Source organism: Terracoccus sp. 273MFTsu3.1, from assembly GCF_000383675.1.
Taxonomy (GTDB): domain Bacteria; phylum Actinomycetota; class Actinomycetes; order Actinomycetales; family Dermatophilaceae; genus Terrabacter.
On sequence record NZ_KB911821.1, the window covers coordinates 801,054 to 817,895 of the forward strand.

Genomic DNA, 16,842 nt, shown 5'->3' on the forward strand with positions numbered 1-16,842 from the left:
GGGGTTTCCTTCCGTCACCGGCTAGCGGAGCGCCTCCTGCATCATCCAGAGCCAGCTCGTGCCGTTGTCGGTCCGTTCGTCGCCACCGGCCGGAGCGACCGGCGACTGGACTGACAACGACGCAGGGCTGCCGGAGGTCACGGCCCGGTTGCCGAGGGCGACCGGCGTCGCCCCGAAGGACATCGGGTAGCTCTGCCCGCTCTGACCCCCTCGGGTGGGTTTGGGGGCGTTCTGGGCGCCGCGCACGTTGATGCCCGAGCCCCGCGAGGCCGCGCAGTGCGCGTCGAGGTTGACGGGCGGCAGGCCGGTCGTGCGGTGCGGGTCGACCTTCGTCGTGCCCTCGTAGCCGGCTGTGCACGCCTTGGGGTCGTCGACGTTGAGCACGAGCCCGAAGTGCGCGGTGCCGTCGCCGGGCACGACGCTGAAGCCACCCGTCACGACGTCGGGGTAGGTGACGAGCAGCTGCTCGATGCCGTCGAGCCGGGCCGTCGTCACGTTGCCGATGGTGATGAAGTTGGCGAGGAGCGCGGCCAGGCTCGCCTTGTTCTCCGAGATGAGCGCGTCGAGCTGCTCGACCGCGACGGACCCTCGGTCGAGGACGACGCGCAGGTCGGGGTCGGCCTGCCGGAGCGCGTCTGCGACGTTCGCGAAGCCGGACACGCTGGTGCGGATGTCGTCGCCGCTCTTGACCTGCGTGTCGAGGACGATCCGTCCGTCGTCGATGAGACGGGTCGTCTCGGGGAGCGCCTCGGAGGCGGCCGTGGTCAGGGCGTCACCCGAGTCGATGAGTCGCTGCAGGTCGGAGCCGCCACCCTTGAACGCCTCGGCCAGCTCGTCGACCGTCGTCACGAGGTCGTCGCGCGGCACCGACGACACCGTGTCGTCCACGTGCTGGAGCAGCTGGTCGATGCGGAGCGGGAACGCGGTGCGCTCACGGGGGATGACGTCGCCGGCTGCCAGGTAGGGCGCCCGGGGCGTGCGGGGCTGGAGGTCGAGGTACTGCTCCCCCACCGCCGAGCGGTTCTCGACGACGGCCTTCGTGTCCTTGGGGACCTCGGTGCCACGGTCGAGGCGGGCGTCGACGACGACGCCGTCGCCCGACAGCCGCATCCCGTCGACCTTGCCGACGGTGACGCCCCGGTAGGTGACCTCGGCGCCGACGAAGATGCCACCCGACTGTGCGAGGTCGGCGGACACGACGTAGCTGCCGCCGGCGATCTTGTCGGTGAGACCGACGTAGTTGGCCGACAGGATCGCGACGAGGGTGATGGACAGCAGGGCGAAGGCGGCCAGCTGGAGCCGGACGGTGCGGGTGATCATCGGGAGCCTCCCGTGGGGAAGAGCGTGGACCACGACGCCGCGTCGGCCGTGCCGGCTCCGGAGCCGGGCCGGCCCGAGCCGAGCAGGCCGCCCGGCAGCGTCGTCGGCAGGGGCACTCCGGGCACCGACGGGACGGTGACGCTCGGGAGCGGGACCGAAGGCACCGGCACCGACGGCAGCGGCACGGAGGGGAGCGGGACGCCGGGGATGCCCGGCAGGTTCGGGAGCTTCCCGACGCCGAGGTTGCCGGCGATGGTGTCGAGGTTGGTGTCGAGGGTGGCCCAGAGGTTCGTGAAGTCACCCTTGATGGTGTTCTGGGCGTTGTTGGGGAAGGGGTAGGTCAGGAGCAGCTGGTAGCTCTTCGGCAGGTCGTCACCGGCCTTGTTGAGCTGGCGCAGGATCGGGCTCACGGCCCGGAGGTTGGCCTCGAGGTCGCTGCGCGACCCTCGGATCACCCGGGTGCCGACCTCGCCGAGGTCGCGCAGCGCCGTCAGCATCGCCGTCAGCTGCCGACGCTGGTCGGCGAGGATCTTCAGGCCCTTGGGCAGCTCGTCCAGAGCCGCGGCGATCTTGGCCTGGTTCCGGGCCAGGGTCGACGAGAGCCGGTCGATGCTGTCGATGGCCCGGACGATCTCGCCCTTCTGGGCGTCGAGCCCGCCGACGAACGTGTTGAGCTGCGTGACGAGGTCCTTCACGTCGCCGGTGCGCCCGCGGAGGGCGTTGTTGAGCTCGGCCTCGATGGTCTTCAGCTGTGCGACGCCACCACCGTTGAGCAGCAACGACATCGCGCCGAGGACCTCCTCGACCTCGGGGTTGCGGCTCGTGCGCGACAGCGGGATGCGGTCGCCCTGCCCGAGGCGGCCCTGGGCCGGCACGTCGGTGGGGGCGGCCAGCGCGACGTACTTCTCGCCGAGCAGCGAGGTCTGCTTGAGCTCGGCCGTGGCGTTGTCGGGCAGCACGACGTTGCCGGGGAGCCGCAGCCGGACCGTCGCGGTCCAGCCGGTCACCTGGATGTCCTCGACGGACCCCACGGTGACCTGGTTGACCTTGACCGACGACTGCGGCACGAGGTCGAGCACGTCGGCGAACTCTGCCGTGACCGTGTAGGAGTCGTCGCCGGTGCCGGCGCCACCCGGGAGCGGGAGGTCGTACGCGCTGCATCCCCCCAGAGCGAGGGAGGCCAGCACGACGACGGCGGAACGGCGTCGCGAACGGGAGCGGACGGCATACGTCATCGGGAGCCTCCGAGCAGTCCGCCGAGGGTCGGGTCGGCGCCACGCAGGTTGACGAGGCCACTCGACTGCGGGGTGCCTTGCAGCGCAGTGCCGCTCGGCAGCGACGGCAGGGTGGGCAGCTTCGGCAGCAGGGCCTTCTTGAGGGAGTCGCACAGCGTGGTGTTTCCCGTGTGCGTCGGGCCGGTCAGGATCGAGCACACGAGCAGCAGCGGGTCGTCGAGGCCCTTGGCGTTGTTGCGGGTGTCGAGGGTGCCGGTCTCGGGGTGGTAGGCGTTCTGGAGGTTCGACAGCGCGACCGGGGCGTTCTCGAGGAGCTGGGCCAGGGCCTGACGGTTCTTCGCGAAGGCGTTGGTGACGGTGACCGCGCGGTCGAGGTTGCTCTTGAGCAGCGCCCGGTTGTCGGAGACGAAGCCCGACACCTCGTCGACCGCGACCCCGAGGCTCTCGAGCGTCGCCTTGAGGTTCTCGCGCTCCTCGCTCAGCTGGGTCGCGACGGTCGCGAGGTCGGTGTTGAGCCGCCGCACCTGCGTGTTGTTCGTCGCAAGCATCGAGGTGAAGGACTGGAGGTTCTTCACGGTGCCGAAGAGGTCGTCGCGGCTGCCGGACAGGGTCGAGAGCGCGGTCGAGAGGTCGTGCACCGTGCCGTTGATCTTGTCGCCGTTGCCGTCGAGGTTGGCGGCAGAGGTGCGCAGCAGCTCGTTGAGGGCACCGTCCTTGTTGGCCCCGTCGGGACCGAGCGCCACCATGAGGTCGTCGAGGCTCTGCGACACCCGGTCGAGCTCGACCGGAACGGCCGTGCGCTCCAAGGGGATTCGCGTCCCGGCAGCAAGCGCCGGGCCCGCCTCGTAGACGGGGAGCAGCTGGACGTAGCGGTCCGACACGAGGGACGGCGCGACGATCGCGGCCTTGGCCGAGGCGGGGACGCGGTACTTGTCGTCGTAGCTGAAGGTGACGTGCACGTGGTCGCCCTCGGGGGTCACGGTGTCGACCTGGCCGACCTTGACCCCGAGGATGCGCACGTCGGACCCCGGGTAGAGCCCGACGGCGCGGGTGAAGTCGGCGCTGACCGACGTCTGGCCCTGGCGGGGCCAGAAGACGATGCCGGCCGCGACGAGCGCGACGACGACGAGGCCGGTGACGACCTTGCCGAGCACGGTGGCGGGGCCGTGGAGCCGGCCGAACGGCATACGGGATCTCTCGGGCGCGGGCATCAGCGACCACCTCCGGAGGCGCCGGGAAGGAGCAGGTCGGGCAGCTTCGTGCCGGGCAGGGCGAGCCCGGGTGTGCCGACGGGCACGACGAGGTTGGAGACCCACGTGTCGAACCAGCGTCCGGTGCCCAGCGTGTTGGCGTAGACCCGCGTGAACGGCGCCATCGCCTGGATCGTCTTCTGGAGGTCGGCGTCGTGCTTCTGGAGCATGGCGAGCGTCGTGTCGAGCTGGGCGAGGGCCGGCTTCAGCTGCGCCCGGTTGTCGCGCGCGAGGCCGGTCAGCTGCTTGGCGAGCGCCGACGTGTTGCGGAAGAGCGTGCGGATGTCGTCGCGACGCTTGACGAGCTCGACCATGAGCAGGTCGGCGTCCCGGATCAGCGTGCTGACCTGCTCGTTGCGGCTGCGGACGAGGCCGGTGACGCTGTTGGCCCGCTGGAGCAGCGAGCCGAGCTCGGCGTCGCGGCTCGCCACCGTGCGGGAGAGGCGTGAGAGGCCGTCGAGGGTGGCCTTGACGTACTGCGGGCTGTCCTTGAACTCCGTCGCGATGACCGTCAGGGACTTCGCGAGCTGGTCGGTGTCGATGCGCTCGGTCGTCGTCGTGAGGTCCTGGAAGGCGTTGATGACGTCGTAGGAGCTGACGGTGCGCGAGACGGGGATCTGCGCGTCGGCGTCGAGCTGCCCCTGGCCCTTGGGGTCGAGGGCCACGTACTTCTCACCGAGGATCGTCTTCATCCGGACCGAGGCACCGGTCTGCGGGCCGAAGGTCGCGTCCTCCGTGATGGTGAAGTCGACGCGGACGTGGCCGTCCTCGAGGTCGACACCGGTCACCTTGCCGACCTTGACGCCGGCGATGCGCACGTCGTCGTCGGGCTTGATGCCGCCGGCCTCCGTGAAGGCCGCGCTGTATGCCGTCCCGCCGCCGATGAGCGGCAGGCTGGAGGCGTTGAACGCCAGGTAGAGCAGGACCGCGATGACGAGCAGGCCGATCGCACCGATCGGGACCGGGTTGCGCTCTCGGAAAGGGATGCTCATGACTGGCACCTCGCTGACGAGACGTCGTAGGTGGGGCTCACGCCCGGGAGGATCGGGCTCTTGGTGTCGAACTTGCAGAGGTAGAAGTTGAACCACGACCCGTAGGTCGCCGTGCGCGTCAGCGTGGCGATGCGGCCCGGCGCGCCGGTGATGAAGTCCTCGAACTCCTTGACGTTGGCAGGCTTGTTGAGCGTCGTGGCCAGCGTGCGCAGCTGGGAGACGTCGTCCTTGATGAGCGGACGCGTCGAGACGAGCAGGTCGGCCGTCTCGGCCGAGAGCGTGTTGATCCCGGACAGCGACCGGCCGATCGTCTCGCGGTCGGCCGCGAGCCCGCTCGTGAAGCGCTGGAGCTGGTCGATGAGCGAGAGCAGCTGCTGGTCGTGGGCGTCGACGGTGCCGAGCACGGTGTTGAGGTTGTCGATGGTCCGGCCGATGACCGCGTCGCGGTCGGCGATGGCGGACGTGAGACTGGCCGTCTTGGCGAGCAGGGTGTTGACGTCGCCGCCCTCCCCCTGCAGCGTCTGGATGAGCAGGCCCGAGAGCTCGTTGACATCGCTCGGCGACAGCGCGGCGAAGAGCGGCTTGAAGCCGTTGAAGAGGACCGTGAGGTCGAGCGCGGGGTGGGTGCGCGAGAGCGGGATCGTCGAGCCGTCGGCGAGCGGGGCAGGGGCTCCGGTGCCCTGGCTCAGCGCGAGGTAGCGCTGGCCGACGAGGTTGCGGTACTTGACCGTCACCTCGGTGCCCTGGGTCAGCACCGAGCTCTTGAGCACCGAGAAGTCGATCTCGGCGGTGGCGCCCTCGGATGTCGCGTCGTGGGCGACCCGGACGTCGGTCACCTCGCCGACCCGGACGCCGGCGATGCGGACGTCCTGCCCGGCGATGACGCCCGTGGCGTCGGTGACGACGGCCGTGTAGGTCGCCTTGGAGCCGAGCTGGATGTTGGCGATCGTCAGCGCGAGGATGCTCGTCGCGAAGAGGGTCACCGCCGCGAAGACGATGAGCTTGATGAGTGAGCCCTTGACCTTCATCGGGTGCTCACCACCGTGCCACGCATCATCGGCCCGGCGAGCAGGGTCTGGATGCCGCTCGAGCCCCCGTCGGACGGCTGTCCGTCACGGTTGAGGAGGGCTCCGACGACGCGCTGCTCGTCGACCGTGCCGGCGCTGCCCGAGTCGGCGGCGGAGGCGTTGCCGAGGAGTGCCTGGGGCACGGCAGAGAAGGGCGTCCCGTCGCTCGCCGGCTGGGTGCCGTCGTCGAAGTGGTTGCCCGCGAAGGGGTTGGACTGTGAACCGTCGGGCGATGGAAGCCCGTAGCAGTGCGGACCCCGCTTGTCGTCCCAGCGCGGCTCCTCCCCCGGCTTGTACGCCTGCCGGGGAGGAACGACCTCGAGGGTGATGTGGAAGGTGCCACCCGCGAAGGCCGCGTTGGCGCGCGGGAGCCAGTTGACCAGGCCCGACGCCACGCACGGGTAGATCGGGGAGTACTCGGCAAGCAGCTGCAGCGTCGGCTTGCTGACCTGGCCGACCTGGATGATCCGCTGCTCGTTGTCGCGCAGGAAGCCGGCCGCCTCGTTGGCGAACCCCGCCGTACCGACGAGGAAGGCGGCGAGCTGCTGGTCCTTCTCGACGATGGTCTTGTTCGTGACACGGAGCGACTCGGTGAGGCGGAAGAAGTCGGGCGCGACGCCCGCGTAGAGGTCTGCGGTGTCGGCGAGCAGCGAGATGTCCTTCTGGATCGTCGGCATGCTGGGGTTGAGCGCCTTGAGGTAGCGGTCGACGAGCACGAGGTTGCGGCCGATCTGGTCACCGCGGCCGTCGAGGGTCGTCGACAGGGCGTTGAGGGTCGTGGCGAGCTTGGCCGGCTGCACGGTGCGCAGCAGCGGGTAGAGGTTGTCGAGGACCGTCTCGAGCTCGATCGACACCCGGCTGCGGTCCTGCGGGATGGTGTCCCCCGCCTCGATGGGCCGCGCGTTGGACGTCGCGGTGACGAGGTCGACGTAGCGCTCGCCGAAGAGCGTCTTGGGCAGCAGCCGGGCACTGACGTTGGACGGGATCTTGGCGACCTCGTCGGGCTGGAGCGCCAGCTCGAGACGCGCCCCCGTGGGAGTGGCCTCGACGTGGCGCACCTCGCCGACGAGCAGGCCACGCAGCTTGACGTCGGAGCTCTCCTGCAGCTGGCTGCCGAGGCGGTCGGTCTCGAGCGTGACCATGACGACGGGCGTGAAGCGCTTCTGGAAGGACGCGATGGCCAGGCCCACGAGCAGCGCCAGCACGAGGAGGAAGACGATGCCGTAGGCCTTGACGCCGATGCGCCACCGCGTCAGCTGGGTGATCGGGCCGGGGCTGGTGTCGCTCATCCGGCGATCCTCACGCTCGTCGTCGCGCCCCAGATGGCGAGGGAGAGGAAGAAGTCGACGATGTTGATGGCGACGATCGACGTGCGCACCGCGGTGCCGACGGCGACGCCGACCCCCGCCGGGCCGCCCGACGCGGTGTAGCCGTAGTAGCAGTGGATGAGGATGATGACGACTGCGAAGACCATGACCTTCGCGAACGACCAGAACACGTCACCCGGCGGCAGGAACAGGTGGAAGTAGTGGTCGTAGGTGCCTTCCGACTGCCCGAAGTACGCCGTCGAGATGAAGCGCGTCGCGGCATACGAGCTGAGCAGCCCGAGCACGTAGAGCGGGATGACGGCGATGAAGCCGGCGATCATGCGCGTCGTGACGAGGAACGGCAGCGACGGGATGCCCATGACCTCGAGCGCGTCGACCTCCTCCGAGATGCGCATGGCGCCGAGCTGGGCGGTGAAGCCGCAGCCGACCGTGGCCGCGAGCGCCAGCCCGGCGACGAGCGGCGCGATCTCCCGGGTGTTGAGGTAGGCCGAGAAGAAGCCCGTGAAGGCGCCGGTGCCGAGCTGCTCGAGCGAGGAGTAGCCCTGCAGGCCGACCTCGGTGCCGGTGAAGAAGGCGAGGAAGGCGATGACGCCCACCGTGCCGCCGATGACCGAGAGCGCACCGGTGCCGAGGGAGACCTCGGCGAGCAGCCGGATGACCTCCTTCTTGTACCGGCGAATGGTGCGTCCGCTCCACGCGAGGGAGCGCACGTAGAAGCGCATCTGCTCACCGAGCGAGTCGAGCGCGCGTGAGGGCCGGCTCGCGAGGTGGAGCAGCCGCTCCGAGCCCGGACGAGCCCGGTTCTGGGTCTTGGTCGCCATCGCCCTCTCCTCAGATCTTCTGCGGGACGACTTGGAAGTACACGGCCGTGATGACGAAGTTGACGACGAAGAGCAGCATGAACGTGATGACGACGCTCTGGTTCACCGCGTCGCCGACGCCCTTGGGGCCACCGCCTGCGTTGAGCCCCTTGAAGGCCGCGACGACAGCCGCGATGGCGCCGAAGATCAGGGCCTTGATCTCGGCGGTCCAGAGGTCGGGCAGCTGGGCCAGCGCCGTGAAGCTCGCGATGTAGGCGCCCGGGGTGCCGCCCTGGACGATGACGTTGAAGACGTAGCCGCCGACGACGCCGACGACGGACACGAGCCCGTTGAGCAGGAGCGCGACGAGCATCGAGGCGAGCACGCGCGGCACGACGAGGCGCTGGATCGGGCTGATGCCGAGCACCTCCATCGCGTCGATCTCCTCGCGGATCTTGCGCGACCCGAGGTCCGCGCAGATGGCCGAGCCACCGGCGCCCGCGATGAGCAGGGCCGTGACGATGGGGCTGGCCTCGCGCAGCACGGCGAGGACGCTCGCGGCGCCGGTGTAGGACTGGGCGCCGAGCTGACGGGTCAGGGTGCCGAGCTGGAGGGCGATGACCGCGCCGAACGGGATGGAGACGAGGGCGGTCGGCAGGATGGTGACGCTGGCGATGAACCACGCCTGCTGGATGAACTCCTTGACCTGGAAGGGGCGCTTCGGCATGGCCCGGAACACGTCGAGCGCGAGCGCGAAGAGCGAGCCGGACTGGCGCAGGGCGCCCGTGACGGGTGTGGCCACGTCAGCTCACCCCCGCCCGGACACCGGGGATGCCGGCGTTGCGCGACTCGAAGGACCCGGGGGGCGGGGTGATGCCGTTGTCGCGGCACCAGCCGCCGGCGGGCCGCTCGGCGCGACGCGGTTTGCCGTCGCTCGTCGGGAGCTGGAGCGCGATGGGCGGCAGGGGCGGCAGCTCCTGTCCGGACTCGGCCGCCAGCTCGTCGGCGTCCTTCTCCTCCGACATGCCGATCGGGCCGATCGTCTGCGCGTTGAGGAACTGCCGCACGACCGGCTCCTCCGAGCTGAGCAGCATCTCGCGCGGGCCGAACATCGCGAGGTGCTTGTGGTAGAGCAGGCCGATGTTGTCGGGCACCGTGCGGGCCGTGTTGATGTCGTGGGTGACGATGAGGAACGTCGCGTCGATCTGCGCGTTGAGGTCGACGAAGAGCTGGTTGATGTAGCTCGTGCGCACCGGGTCGAGTCCGGAGTCCGGCTCGTCGATGAGGAGGATCTCAGGGTCCAGCACGAGCGCCCTGGCGAGTCCGGCGCGCTTGCGCATGCCGCCGGAGATCTCTCCCGGGAGCTTGCCCTCGGCACCGGAGAGACCGACGAGGTCCATCTTCTCGGTCACGATGCGCCTGATCTCGGCCTCGGTCTTCTTCGTGTGCTCGCGCAGCGGGAAGGCGACGTTGTCGTAGAGGGTCATCGACCCGAACAGGGCGCCGTCCTGGAAGAGGACGCCGAAGAGCTTGCGCACCTCGTAGAGGTCGGCCTCGCGCAGGCGGGTCAGGTCACGTCCGTTGATGACGATCGACCCGGCATCCGGCTTGAGCAGGCCGACGAGCGTCTTGAGGAAGACGGACTTGCCGGTGCCCGAGGGCCCGAGCATGACCGAGATCTCTCCCGCGGGAAGCGTGAGGGTCACGTCCCGCCAGATCGTCTGCGAACCGAAGGTCTTGGTCAGACCTTGCACCGCGATCTCCACACCCATGTGGCATCCACCTATGTCTTCCTGGCCGTCTCGACTCGGCTACGGGGGAAACGAGGGCGCCGGGCGGAAGTTACGCGCCAGTCGGGTTCTTACCGCTCGGGCGGCTCACCCGCGGTTAACCTGTGCGAGTCATGTGGAGCCAGGAGGATGCATGCGCGCAGAACTGCGGCCGTCACAGGTCGCACCGGGGGCGGTGCTCGAGGTCGAGGGCAGCACGTACCGCGTGGTCGGCTCCGTCCGGTTCGACCTCGACGGCACCCGGTGGGGCGAGCACTGCATCACCTCGTCGGGCCCGCGGGAGTGGCTCTCGCTCCAGCCGCGCGGCGCCGGGTGCGTCATCCACTGGCGGACCCGGGACGACCTCTTCGGCGACCCGGACCAGGGCGGCATGAGTCTCGACGGTCGCGACTGGGCGCTGCTCGAGGCGGGGTCGCTCACCTACACGGCCGAGGGCGACACCGGTCTCGGCGTCCGGGGCACGTGCGAGTTCGTCGAGTTCGTCGCGACGGACTCACCCGAGGCCGTGCTCGTCTACGAGAGCTTCGACGGCGGCATGTGGGAGATCAGCGTCGGACGGCTCGCCGACCCGGCACAGGTGCGCAGCTACCGCGAGGTCTCCGGCGACTGACCTCGGTCGAGCGTGGCCGTGACGTCGTGGGTCACGGAGTCCCCGTCGACCCGCAGGGTGACCGCGGCGACGCGGTCGCCGCCTTCGAGGTCCACGAGGCGGGCGAGCACGTCGGCGATCCGGCCGAAGGTGTCGGGGCTGGGCACGGGTGCCTGGCCGTCGGCGTTGCCCGACAGCCCGGTGAGTCGGTGGTCTGCGTCCATCGTCAGGGCTGCGGTCATCCGCTGGACCGGCGCACCCCGCTGCTCCTCGACACCGCGACGCAGGGTCGTCGCCAGCTCGTCGAGCAGGTCGTCGAGCGGCGTGACGGGCGTATGCCGTCCGCTCGCCGCCGCGTCCGCCGTGACCGGCGGGGTCGGCGCGGAGGGCTCCATGGCGGGCTCGCTGACCGGCTCGTCGACCGGCCCGTCGACCGGCTCGTCGACCGGCTCGGGGACCGGCTCGGGGACGGGCGCCGCTGATGCCTCGGTCGCCGACTCCGTCGTGGCCCGCGGGGCGTGGCCCTCGCTGAGGAAGCCGATCGCGGCGAACTGGATCTTGGCGAAGTCGACCTCGGCGTCGCGGGCCAGCGAGTTGTCGATGACGTAGGCGAGGTTGACGGCGAGGTCGACCATGCCCGGGTGCAGCTGCTGGCCGACGAAGCGCGCACACAGCAGCAGCGCGTGCACGCGGACCATCGTCCGGCCCTTGCGGTCCTGCACCTGCTGCTCCGGCTCGACGCGACGCAGGTCGAACCCGTCATGGGGGTAGAAGTGCAGCGGGCGTTCGAGGACGAGCAACGAGTAGTCCGGCCGGTCGGAGCCCGGCATGAGCCGGTACAGCTCGCCGTTGAGCGGCAGCTGCCACTCCAGCTCGGGCGGAGCGGTGTCGAAGCGCGTCACGCACACGAGCGGCCCGTAGCGTCCCGTCGGGCTCGCGGCGTCGGTCGTCGGGGCGGAGGGCGCCGTCGGGCTCGAGGCGGCCGGCGCCGCTAGAGGGCTCGGTGCCGCAGCAGGGCTGGGCTCGACGGCGGGGTTGTGCGAATCGGCGGGCACCGCGGGCGCAGCGGCGTCGGCGGGCGGCGCCTGCTGGGCAGCGGTGTCCGCACGGTCGTCAGCAGCGGGCCTGAAGGTGCGCGACAGCCATCCCATGCGGGCAAACCTACCGGGGCCGGTCGACGGATCGGCGAGGCGTGGCGGCCCGACATCCCGTCCTCGGTTCGTCGCGGTGTCGGGGGCACGCACCGAGCACGCAGTGAGCCGGTGATCGAGCTCGCGCGGCTGGGCGCTGACCCGCGACCCGGCCGGACGGCATACGCCATCTCCTCGCCCGGGACGCGAGCCCCGGCCGGTCGTGGTTACGGTGGAGCGGTGACGACAGTGAGCAAGGACGCTCCCGACCTGCGCGCGCTCGAGGGGCTCGCCGAGTCCCTGACGACCGGTGCGTTGCTGACCGACCCCGACAGCGTCGCGGCCTACCGCTTCGACTACACGGCTGACGCCGGCGCCGGTATGCCGCTCGCCGTGGTCCGCGCGACGAGCGCGGCCGACGTCCAGGCCACCGTGCGCTGGGCCGGAGAGCACGAGGTCGCCGTCGTGCCCCGCGGTGCCGGCAGCGGGCTCTCGGGGGGCTCGAACGCCGTCGACGGCTGCATCGTGCTGAGCCTCGAGCGGATGCGCGCCGTCGAGATCGACCCGACCACGCGCACGGCGGTCGTCGAGGCCGGCGCCCTCAACGTGGAGGTCAAGCGGGCGGCCGCCGAGCACGGGCTATGGTACCCGCCCGACCCGTCGTCCTTCGAGATCTGCTCGATCGGCGGGAACGTCGCGACGAACGCGGGCGGCCTGTGCTGCGTCAAGTACGGCGTCACGACCGACTACGTGCTCGGTCTCGACGTCGTCCTCGCCGACGGGACGCTCGTGCACCTCGGTGGCCAGCGCGTCAAGGACACCGCGGGCCTCTCGCTCGTCAAGCTCTTCGTCGGCAGCGAGGGGACTCTGGGCGTCGTGACCCGAGCGACGCTGCGGCTCGTCCCGGCGCAGGCGCCGCCCGCCACCCTCGTCGCCACGTTCGGCACCGTCGAGGACGCGGCCCGGGTCGTCGTCGCCATCGGCAACACCCTCCGCGCGTCGATGATGGAGCTCATGGACCAGGCGTCGGTCAACGCCGTCGAGGACCACCGCAGCATGGGGCTCGACCGCGGGGCCGGCGCCATGCTCCTCGCGCAGTCCGACGCCCCCGGCGCGGCCCGCGGCGAGGAGATCGCGGTGATGGAGCGGCTGTGCCAGGACGGTGGCGCGCGCGAGTGCTTCACGACCACGGACGCCGCCGAGGGCGAGATGTTCGTCGCGGCCCGCAGAGCCGCCATCGTCGCCATCGAGCGGCGAGGCGCGATCATGCTCGAGGACGTCGGCGTGCCGGTGCCGCGCCTCCCCGACCTGCTGACCGGCATCGCCGACATCTCGCGCCGGTACGACCTCGAGATCCCCGTCGTGGCCCACGCCGGCGACGGCAACACGCACCCCGTCATCGTCTATCCGGCGGGCGACGCGGACGCCGGTTCCCGTGCGGCACAAGCCTTCTCGGAGGTCATGAGCCTCGCGATCGGTCTCGGCGGCACCATCACCGGCGAGCACGGCGTCGGCCGCCTCAAGCGCGCGGCGCTGCCCGAGCAGCTCGGGCCCGACGTCATGGCCCTCACCCACCGCATCAAGAACGCCCTCGACCCGCAGGGCATCCTCAACCCCGGAGCAGGATTCTGATGACCGCGACCCCGCCCGTCACCACCCGCCGCCCGATCGCCGACCGGCACCTCTTCGGCCCCGGACCGTGCAACCCCTACCCCGAGGCGACCCTCGCCCTCGCCGCACCCCTGCTCGGACACCTCGACCCCGACTTCCTCGCGATCATGGACGAGACGTGCGACCTGCTCCGGTACGCCTGGGGCACCGACAACCGCCGCACTCTCCCGCTCTCGGCGACCGGGTCGGCGGGCATGGAGGCCGCGTTCGTCAACACCGTCTCCCCCGGCGACGTCGTCGTCGTGGCCGTCAACGGGCTCTTCGGCGAGCGCATGGTCGACGTCGCGGGCCGCCACGGCGCCGAGGTCGTCCGGGTCGACCACGCGTGGGGCACGCCGGTCGACGCCGCACGCGTCGCTGCCGCCCATCCCTCCCCGAAGATCATCGCCGCGGTCCACGCGGAGACGTCCACCGGCGTCCGGTCGGACATCGCAGCGCTCGGCGCGGTCAAGGGCGATGCCCTCCTGCTCGTCGATGCCGTCACGAGCATCGGCGGCATCGAGCTGCGCGCCGACGACTGGGGCATCGACATCGGCTACGCGGGCACCCAGAAGTGCCTCGGCGTCGCCCCCGGGCTCGCGCCGTTCACCATCAGCGACCGTGCCTTCGAGCGCCGGGTCGAGAAGCCGTCGTCCTGGTACCTCGACCTCGGCCTGCTCGGCGGTTACGTCGGCGAGGCTTCCGGCTCCGGCAAGCGCACCTACCACCACACGGCCCCGACCGCGATGGTCGCGAGCCTCCACGCCGGCCTGCAGCGCATCGCCGACGAGGGCCTCGAGAAGGTCTGGGACCGCCACGCCGAGGCCGGCCGCCTCCTGCAGGACGGCCTCGAGGAGATGGGCCTGTCCCTCTTCGCCGCCGACGGTGCCCGGCTCCCGGAGCTGACGACCGTCCGCGTCCCCGACGGTGTCGACTCGGCCGCCGTGCGCGCCTACCTGCTCGAGCGCCACAACCTCGAGATCGGCGCCGGCGTGGGCGAGTTCGCAGCCACCGTCTGGCGCATCGGCCTGATGGGCCACAACGCCAGACCCGACCGCGTCGCCCTCGTCCTCGCCGCCCTCAAGGACGCCCTGACCCACACCGCCTGACCGCGGGGCCGCCACGCCCCGCCACGCAGGGAGCGGGGCGTGGCGGTGGTCGCGGCATCGGCGGCGGGCGCTGACGCTGGGAGCGAGCGTGCCGGCATACGCCCGCCGACGCTCCACGCCGCGAGCGCCGGTACGCCCCGCGCCCCCGGGTCACGACGACCACCGCGCCCGGGCATGCGAAAGGCGGGCCCGACCTGATGGTCGGACCCGCCTTCGCGGTAGAGCAGTGATCCCGGCAGAGCCGGGTCAGATCACTTGAGCTCGACGGTCGCGCCGGCGCCCTCGAGCTGCTCCTTGGCCTTCTCGGCCGCAGCCTTGTCGACACCCTCGAGGACGGGCTTGGGGGCGCCGTCAACGAGGTCCTTGGCCTCCTTGAGGCCGAGGCTCGTGAGCGCGCGGACCTCCTTGATGACCTGGATCTTCTTCTCGCCCGCGGCGGTGAGAACGACGTCGAACGAGTCCTTCTCCTCCTCCTCGACGGCGGCAGCGCCGCCACCGGCAGCGGCGGCAACCGCGGCAACGGGGGCAGCAGCGGTGACCTCGAAGGTCTCCTCGAACTGCTTCACGAACTCGGAGAGCTCGATGAGGGTCATCTCCTTGAAAGCGTCAAGGAGCTCGTCGGTGCTGAGCTTCGCCATGGTGGCTTCCTTCCTAGATATTGCCGTGAGTGGCGTGTTGTTGAATCGAGCTGCTGCGCAGGAGCGCAATCAGCTCTCGTCGCCACCCTCGGCGACGTCGGTGGTTGCCTCGTCGGCGGCAGCCGGCGTGGCGGGACCCTGCGCCTCGACCTTCTGGCGCAGGGCGTCGACCACGCGGGCCGTCTGCGACAGAGGAGCGACGAAGAGGTAGGCGGCCTTGTTGAGGGAGCCCTTCATGGCGCCCGCAAGCTTGGCCAGGAGAACCTCGCGGGACTCGAGGTCCGCGAGCTTCGTGATCTCCTCGGGGGACAAGGTCTTGCCGTCGAGGACGCCAGCCTTGATCACGAGGAGGGGGTGTGCCTTGGCGAAGTCACGCAGACCCTTGGCCGCCTCGACCGGGTCACCGGTGATGAAGGCGATGGCCGACGGGCCCTGGAGGTGACCGTCGAAGGCCGTGATACCGGCCTCCTTGGCGGCGCGCTCCGTGAGCGTGTTCTTGACCACGGCGTAGGTGGCGTGTTCCCGGATCGAGGTGCGCAGCTGCGAGAGCTGGGCCACGGTCAGACCGCGGTACTCGGTGAGAACGGCCGCACCGGACTCACGGAACTTGTCCGCGATCTCGGCAATGGCAGCCGTCTTCTCGGAGTTCGCCATCTGGGCCTCCTTCCCTTGCGTGGTGCCGCCCGTCGAAGGGGCCCGGAGGGCCTGCACGAAAAGAGCCCCGGCGCAGGGCGCTCGGGGCTCGCAGCGGCATACTCGAGGTATGCCGTGAGGCTGAGTGTCCTGCGCTGGCTGCCCGCATCGTGCGGAACCTTCGGGAGATCGTGGTTGCCCACGCCCTCCAACCGGCGGTCATTGGTCGTGGACCACAGTACGGGCTGGACCGCTGCGGACCAAATCGAGCCCGCGACCCGTCGGCGGGTCCGACGCACGATCCCCCACCACACGGGGTACGTGACCTAGCGTGACCCTCATGGCGAGTGGCAGCGCAGTCCGCCGCCCGACCCCGTCAGAGCGGCAGGCGATCCGTCGCCGCCGAACGGGGGCGGGCCTGGCCGTCGTGCTGTGCGTGGCCGCGGACCTCTGGGTCGTGACGTCGGCCGGCGCCGACGAGCCGGTCCCCGAGGGCGCGGTCTCACGCGCCGCGCGGGTCTCCATGACGGCCGGGACGGCACCCGCGGTCCCGATCGACCAGGTCGAGCGCATACCCGAGGCCGCGACCGACTCGCAGGTCGACGGGTCCTCCTCGACGAGTGCGACGGGCACCACGGGCTCGACGAGCTCGACGAGCTCGAACGGCGCGACGGCCGCGGGCAAGAACGACGGCAAGGACGACAAGGGTGCGGTCATCCAGGCCGGGTCCGGCCGGTTCACGGTCGTGGCCATGCCGGCGGCCGCCCTGCGCCCGGCGCCCACGAGCGGCCGCACGGTGCGCTACACCGTGGAGCTCGAAGGTGGTCTCGACATCAAGGCCGCGGACCTCGCGACGACGGTGGGGAGCGTGCTGACCGACCCGCGGGGCTGGCAGGTCAAGGACGGCGTCCGCTTCGTCAACGTCTCCCCGGCTGCGGCCGCCAAGGGTGCCCCCGTCGACCTGCGCATCACGCTCGCGAGCCCCGACACGACCGACAGGCTCTGCGCACCGCTGCAGACCCGGGGCCAGGTCAGCTGCCACAACTCCGGGCGGGTCGTGCTCAACCTGCGCCGGTGGGTCCTCGGCGCGCAGGCCTACGGCAGCGACATCGCCGGCTACCGCACCTATCTCGTCAACCACGAGGTCGGCCACGGCATCGGTCACGCGCACGCCTACTGCGGCGGGCCGGGCAAGGTGGCCCCGGTCATGATGCAGCAGACGTACGGCCTCAAGGGCTGCACGGCGTGGCCCTGGCCGACTCCCGAGCCGGCCTGACCTCCGTCCGCGCCGCCGGCATACGCCCTCTCCGC

16 protein-coding genes are annotated in these 16,842 nt (G+C 70.9%); 4 read left to right on the plus strand and 12 right to left on the minus strand.

Annotated features, from left to right (window positions below; translation table 11 throughout):
- Positions 1-21: 21 nt before the first annotated feature.
- From H283_RS0109385 to H283_RS0109425, 9 genes are all read right to left on the minus strand, one after another.
- The gene (locus H283_RS0109385) at positions 22-1,320 is read right to left on the minus strand and encodes an MCE family protein (protein WP_020143265.1); all 1,299 of its coding nucleotides are present in this window, start codon (positions 1,318-1,320) and stop codon (positions 22-24) included.
- The gene (locus H283_RS0109390; protein WP_020143266.1) at positions 1,317-2,555 is read right to left on the minus strand and encodes an MCE family protein; all 1,239 of its coding nucleotides are present in this window, start codon (positions 2,553-2,555) and stop codon (positions 1,317-1,319) included. The genes H283_RS0109385 and H283_RS0109390 overlap by 4 nt, the downstream gene beginning before the upstream one ends.
- Positions 2,552-3,766 carry an MCE family protein gene (locus H283_RS0109395; RefSeq protein ID WP_028785459.1) on the minus strand — a complete coding sequence of 405 codons (1,215 nt, stop codon included), beginning with the start codon at positions 3,764-3,766 and terminating at the stop codon, positions 2,552-2,554. Before H283_RS0109395 ends, H283_RS0109390 begins: the two co-directional genes overlap by 4 nt.
- Entirely contained in the window at positions 3,766-4,797 is a 1,032-nt protein-coding gene (locus H283_RS0109400; RefSeq protein ID WP_020143268.1) for an MCE family protein, read from the minus strand. The genes H283_RS0109395 and H283_RS0109400 overlap by 1 nt, the downstream gene beginning before the upstream one ends.
- Positions 4,794-5,825 carry an MCE family protein gene (locus H283_RS0109405; RefSeq protein WP_020143269.1) on the minus strand — a complete coding sequence of 344 codons (1,032 nt, stop codon included), beginning with the start codon at positions 5,823-5,825 and terminating at the stop codon, positions 4,794-4,796. Before H283_RS0109405 ends, H283_RS0109400 begins: the two co-directional genes overlap by 4 nt.
- The gene (locus H283_RS0109410; RefSeq protein WP_020143270.1) at positions 5,822-7,153 is read right to left on the minus strand and encodes an MCE family protein; all 1,332 of its coding nucleotides are present in this window, start codon (positions 7,151-7,153) and stop codon (positions 5,822-5,824) included. Before H283_RS0109410 ends, H283_RS0109405 begins: the two co-directional genes overlap by 4 nt.
- Positions 7,150-7,914, minus strand: coding sequence for an ABC transporter permease (locus tag H283_RS0109415; protein ID WP_231372260.1), 765 nt, complete (start codon positions 7,912-7,914; stop codon positions 7,150-7,152). The genes H283_RS0109410 and H283_RS0109415 overlap by 4 nt, the downstream gene beginning before the upstream one ends.
- Positions 7,915-8,023: 109 nt before the next feature.
- Complete coding sequence (locus H283_RS0109420; protein ID WP_020143272.1) at positions 8,024-8,794, minus strand: ABC transporter permease; 771 nt, start codon at positions 8,792-8,794, stop codon at positions 8,024-8,026.
- A 1-nt stretch (position 8,795) separates the two neighbouring features.
- On the minus strand, positions 8,796-9,764 hold the full coding sequence (locus tag H283_RS0109425) for an ABC transporter ATP-binding protein (RefSeq protein ID WP_020143273.1): 969 nt from the start codon (positions 9,762-9,764) through the stop codon (positions 8,796-8,798).
- A 151-nt stretch (positions 9,765-9,915) separates the two neighbouring features.
- On the opposite strand from H283_RS0109425, the gene H283_RS27165 reads away from it, so the two are divergent.
- Positions 9,916-10,392, plus strand: a complete 477-nt coding sequence (locus H283_RS27165) for a DUF4178 domain-containing protein (protein ID WP_196805941.1) — start codon at positions 9,916-9,918, stop codon at positions 10,390-10,392.
- On the opposite strand, the gene H283_RS28090 is transcribed toward H283_RS27165, so the two are convergent.
- Entirely contained in the window at positions 10,368-11,522 is a 1,155-nt protein-coding gene (locus H283_RS28090; protein WP_028785462.1) for a hypothetical protein, read from the minus strand. The genes H283_RS27165 and H283_RS28090 overlap by 25 nt on opposite strands.
- Before the next feature lie 228 nt (positions 11,523-11,750).
- Here H283_RS28090 and H283_RS0109440 point away from each other — a divergent pair, with 228 nt between their 5' ends.
- Positions 11,751-13,133 (plus strand): FAD-linked oxidase C-terminal domain-containing protein, encoded by a 1,383-nt coding sequence (locus tag H283_RS0109440; RefSeq protein WP_020143275.1) that lies wholly within the window; start codon positions 11,751-11,753, stop codon positions 13,131-13,133.
- On the plus strand, positions 13,133-14,260 hold the full coding sequence (locus H283_RS0109445) for an alanine--glyoxylate aminotransferase family protein (protein WP_020143276.1): 1,128 nt from the start codon (positions 13,133-13,135) through the stop codon (positions 14,258-14,260). Before H283_RS0109440 ends, H283_RS0109445 begins: the two co-directional genes overlap by 1 nt.
- A gap of 251 nt (positions 14,261-14,511) precedes the next feature.
- Here the strand turns inward: H283_RS0109445 and rplL are convergent, their stop codons facing one another.
- Entirely contained in the window at positions 14,512-14,898 is a 387-nt protein-coding gene (rplL, locus tag H283_RS0109450) for a 50S ribosomal protein L7/L12 (protein ID WP_020143277.1), read from the minus strand.
- A gap of 69 nt (positions 14,899-14,967) precedes the next feature.
- Positions 14,968-15,552 carry a 50S ribosomal protein L10 gene (gene rplJ, locus H283_RS0109455; protein ID WP_020143278.1) on the minus strand — a complete coding sequence of 195 codons (585 nt, stop codon included), beginning with the start codon at positions 15,550-15,552 and terminating at the stop codon, positions 14,968-14,970.
- 319 nt (positions 15,553-15,871) lie between these two features.
- Between rplJ and H283_RS27640 the strand changes: the two genes are divergently transcribed.
- Positions 15,872-16,807: a DUF3152 domain-containing protein gene (locus H283_RS27640; RefSeq protein ID WP_081633832.1), complete on the plus strand. Its 936-nt coding sequence runs from the start codon at positions 15,872-15,874 to the stop codon at positions 16,805-16,807.
- The last annotated feature ends 35 nt before the right edge of the window (positions 16,808-16,842 follow it).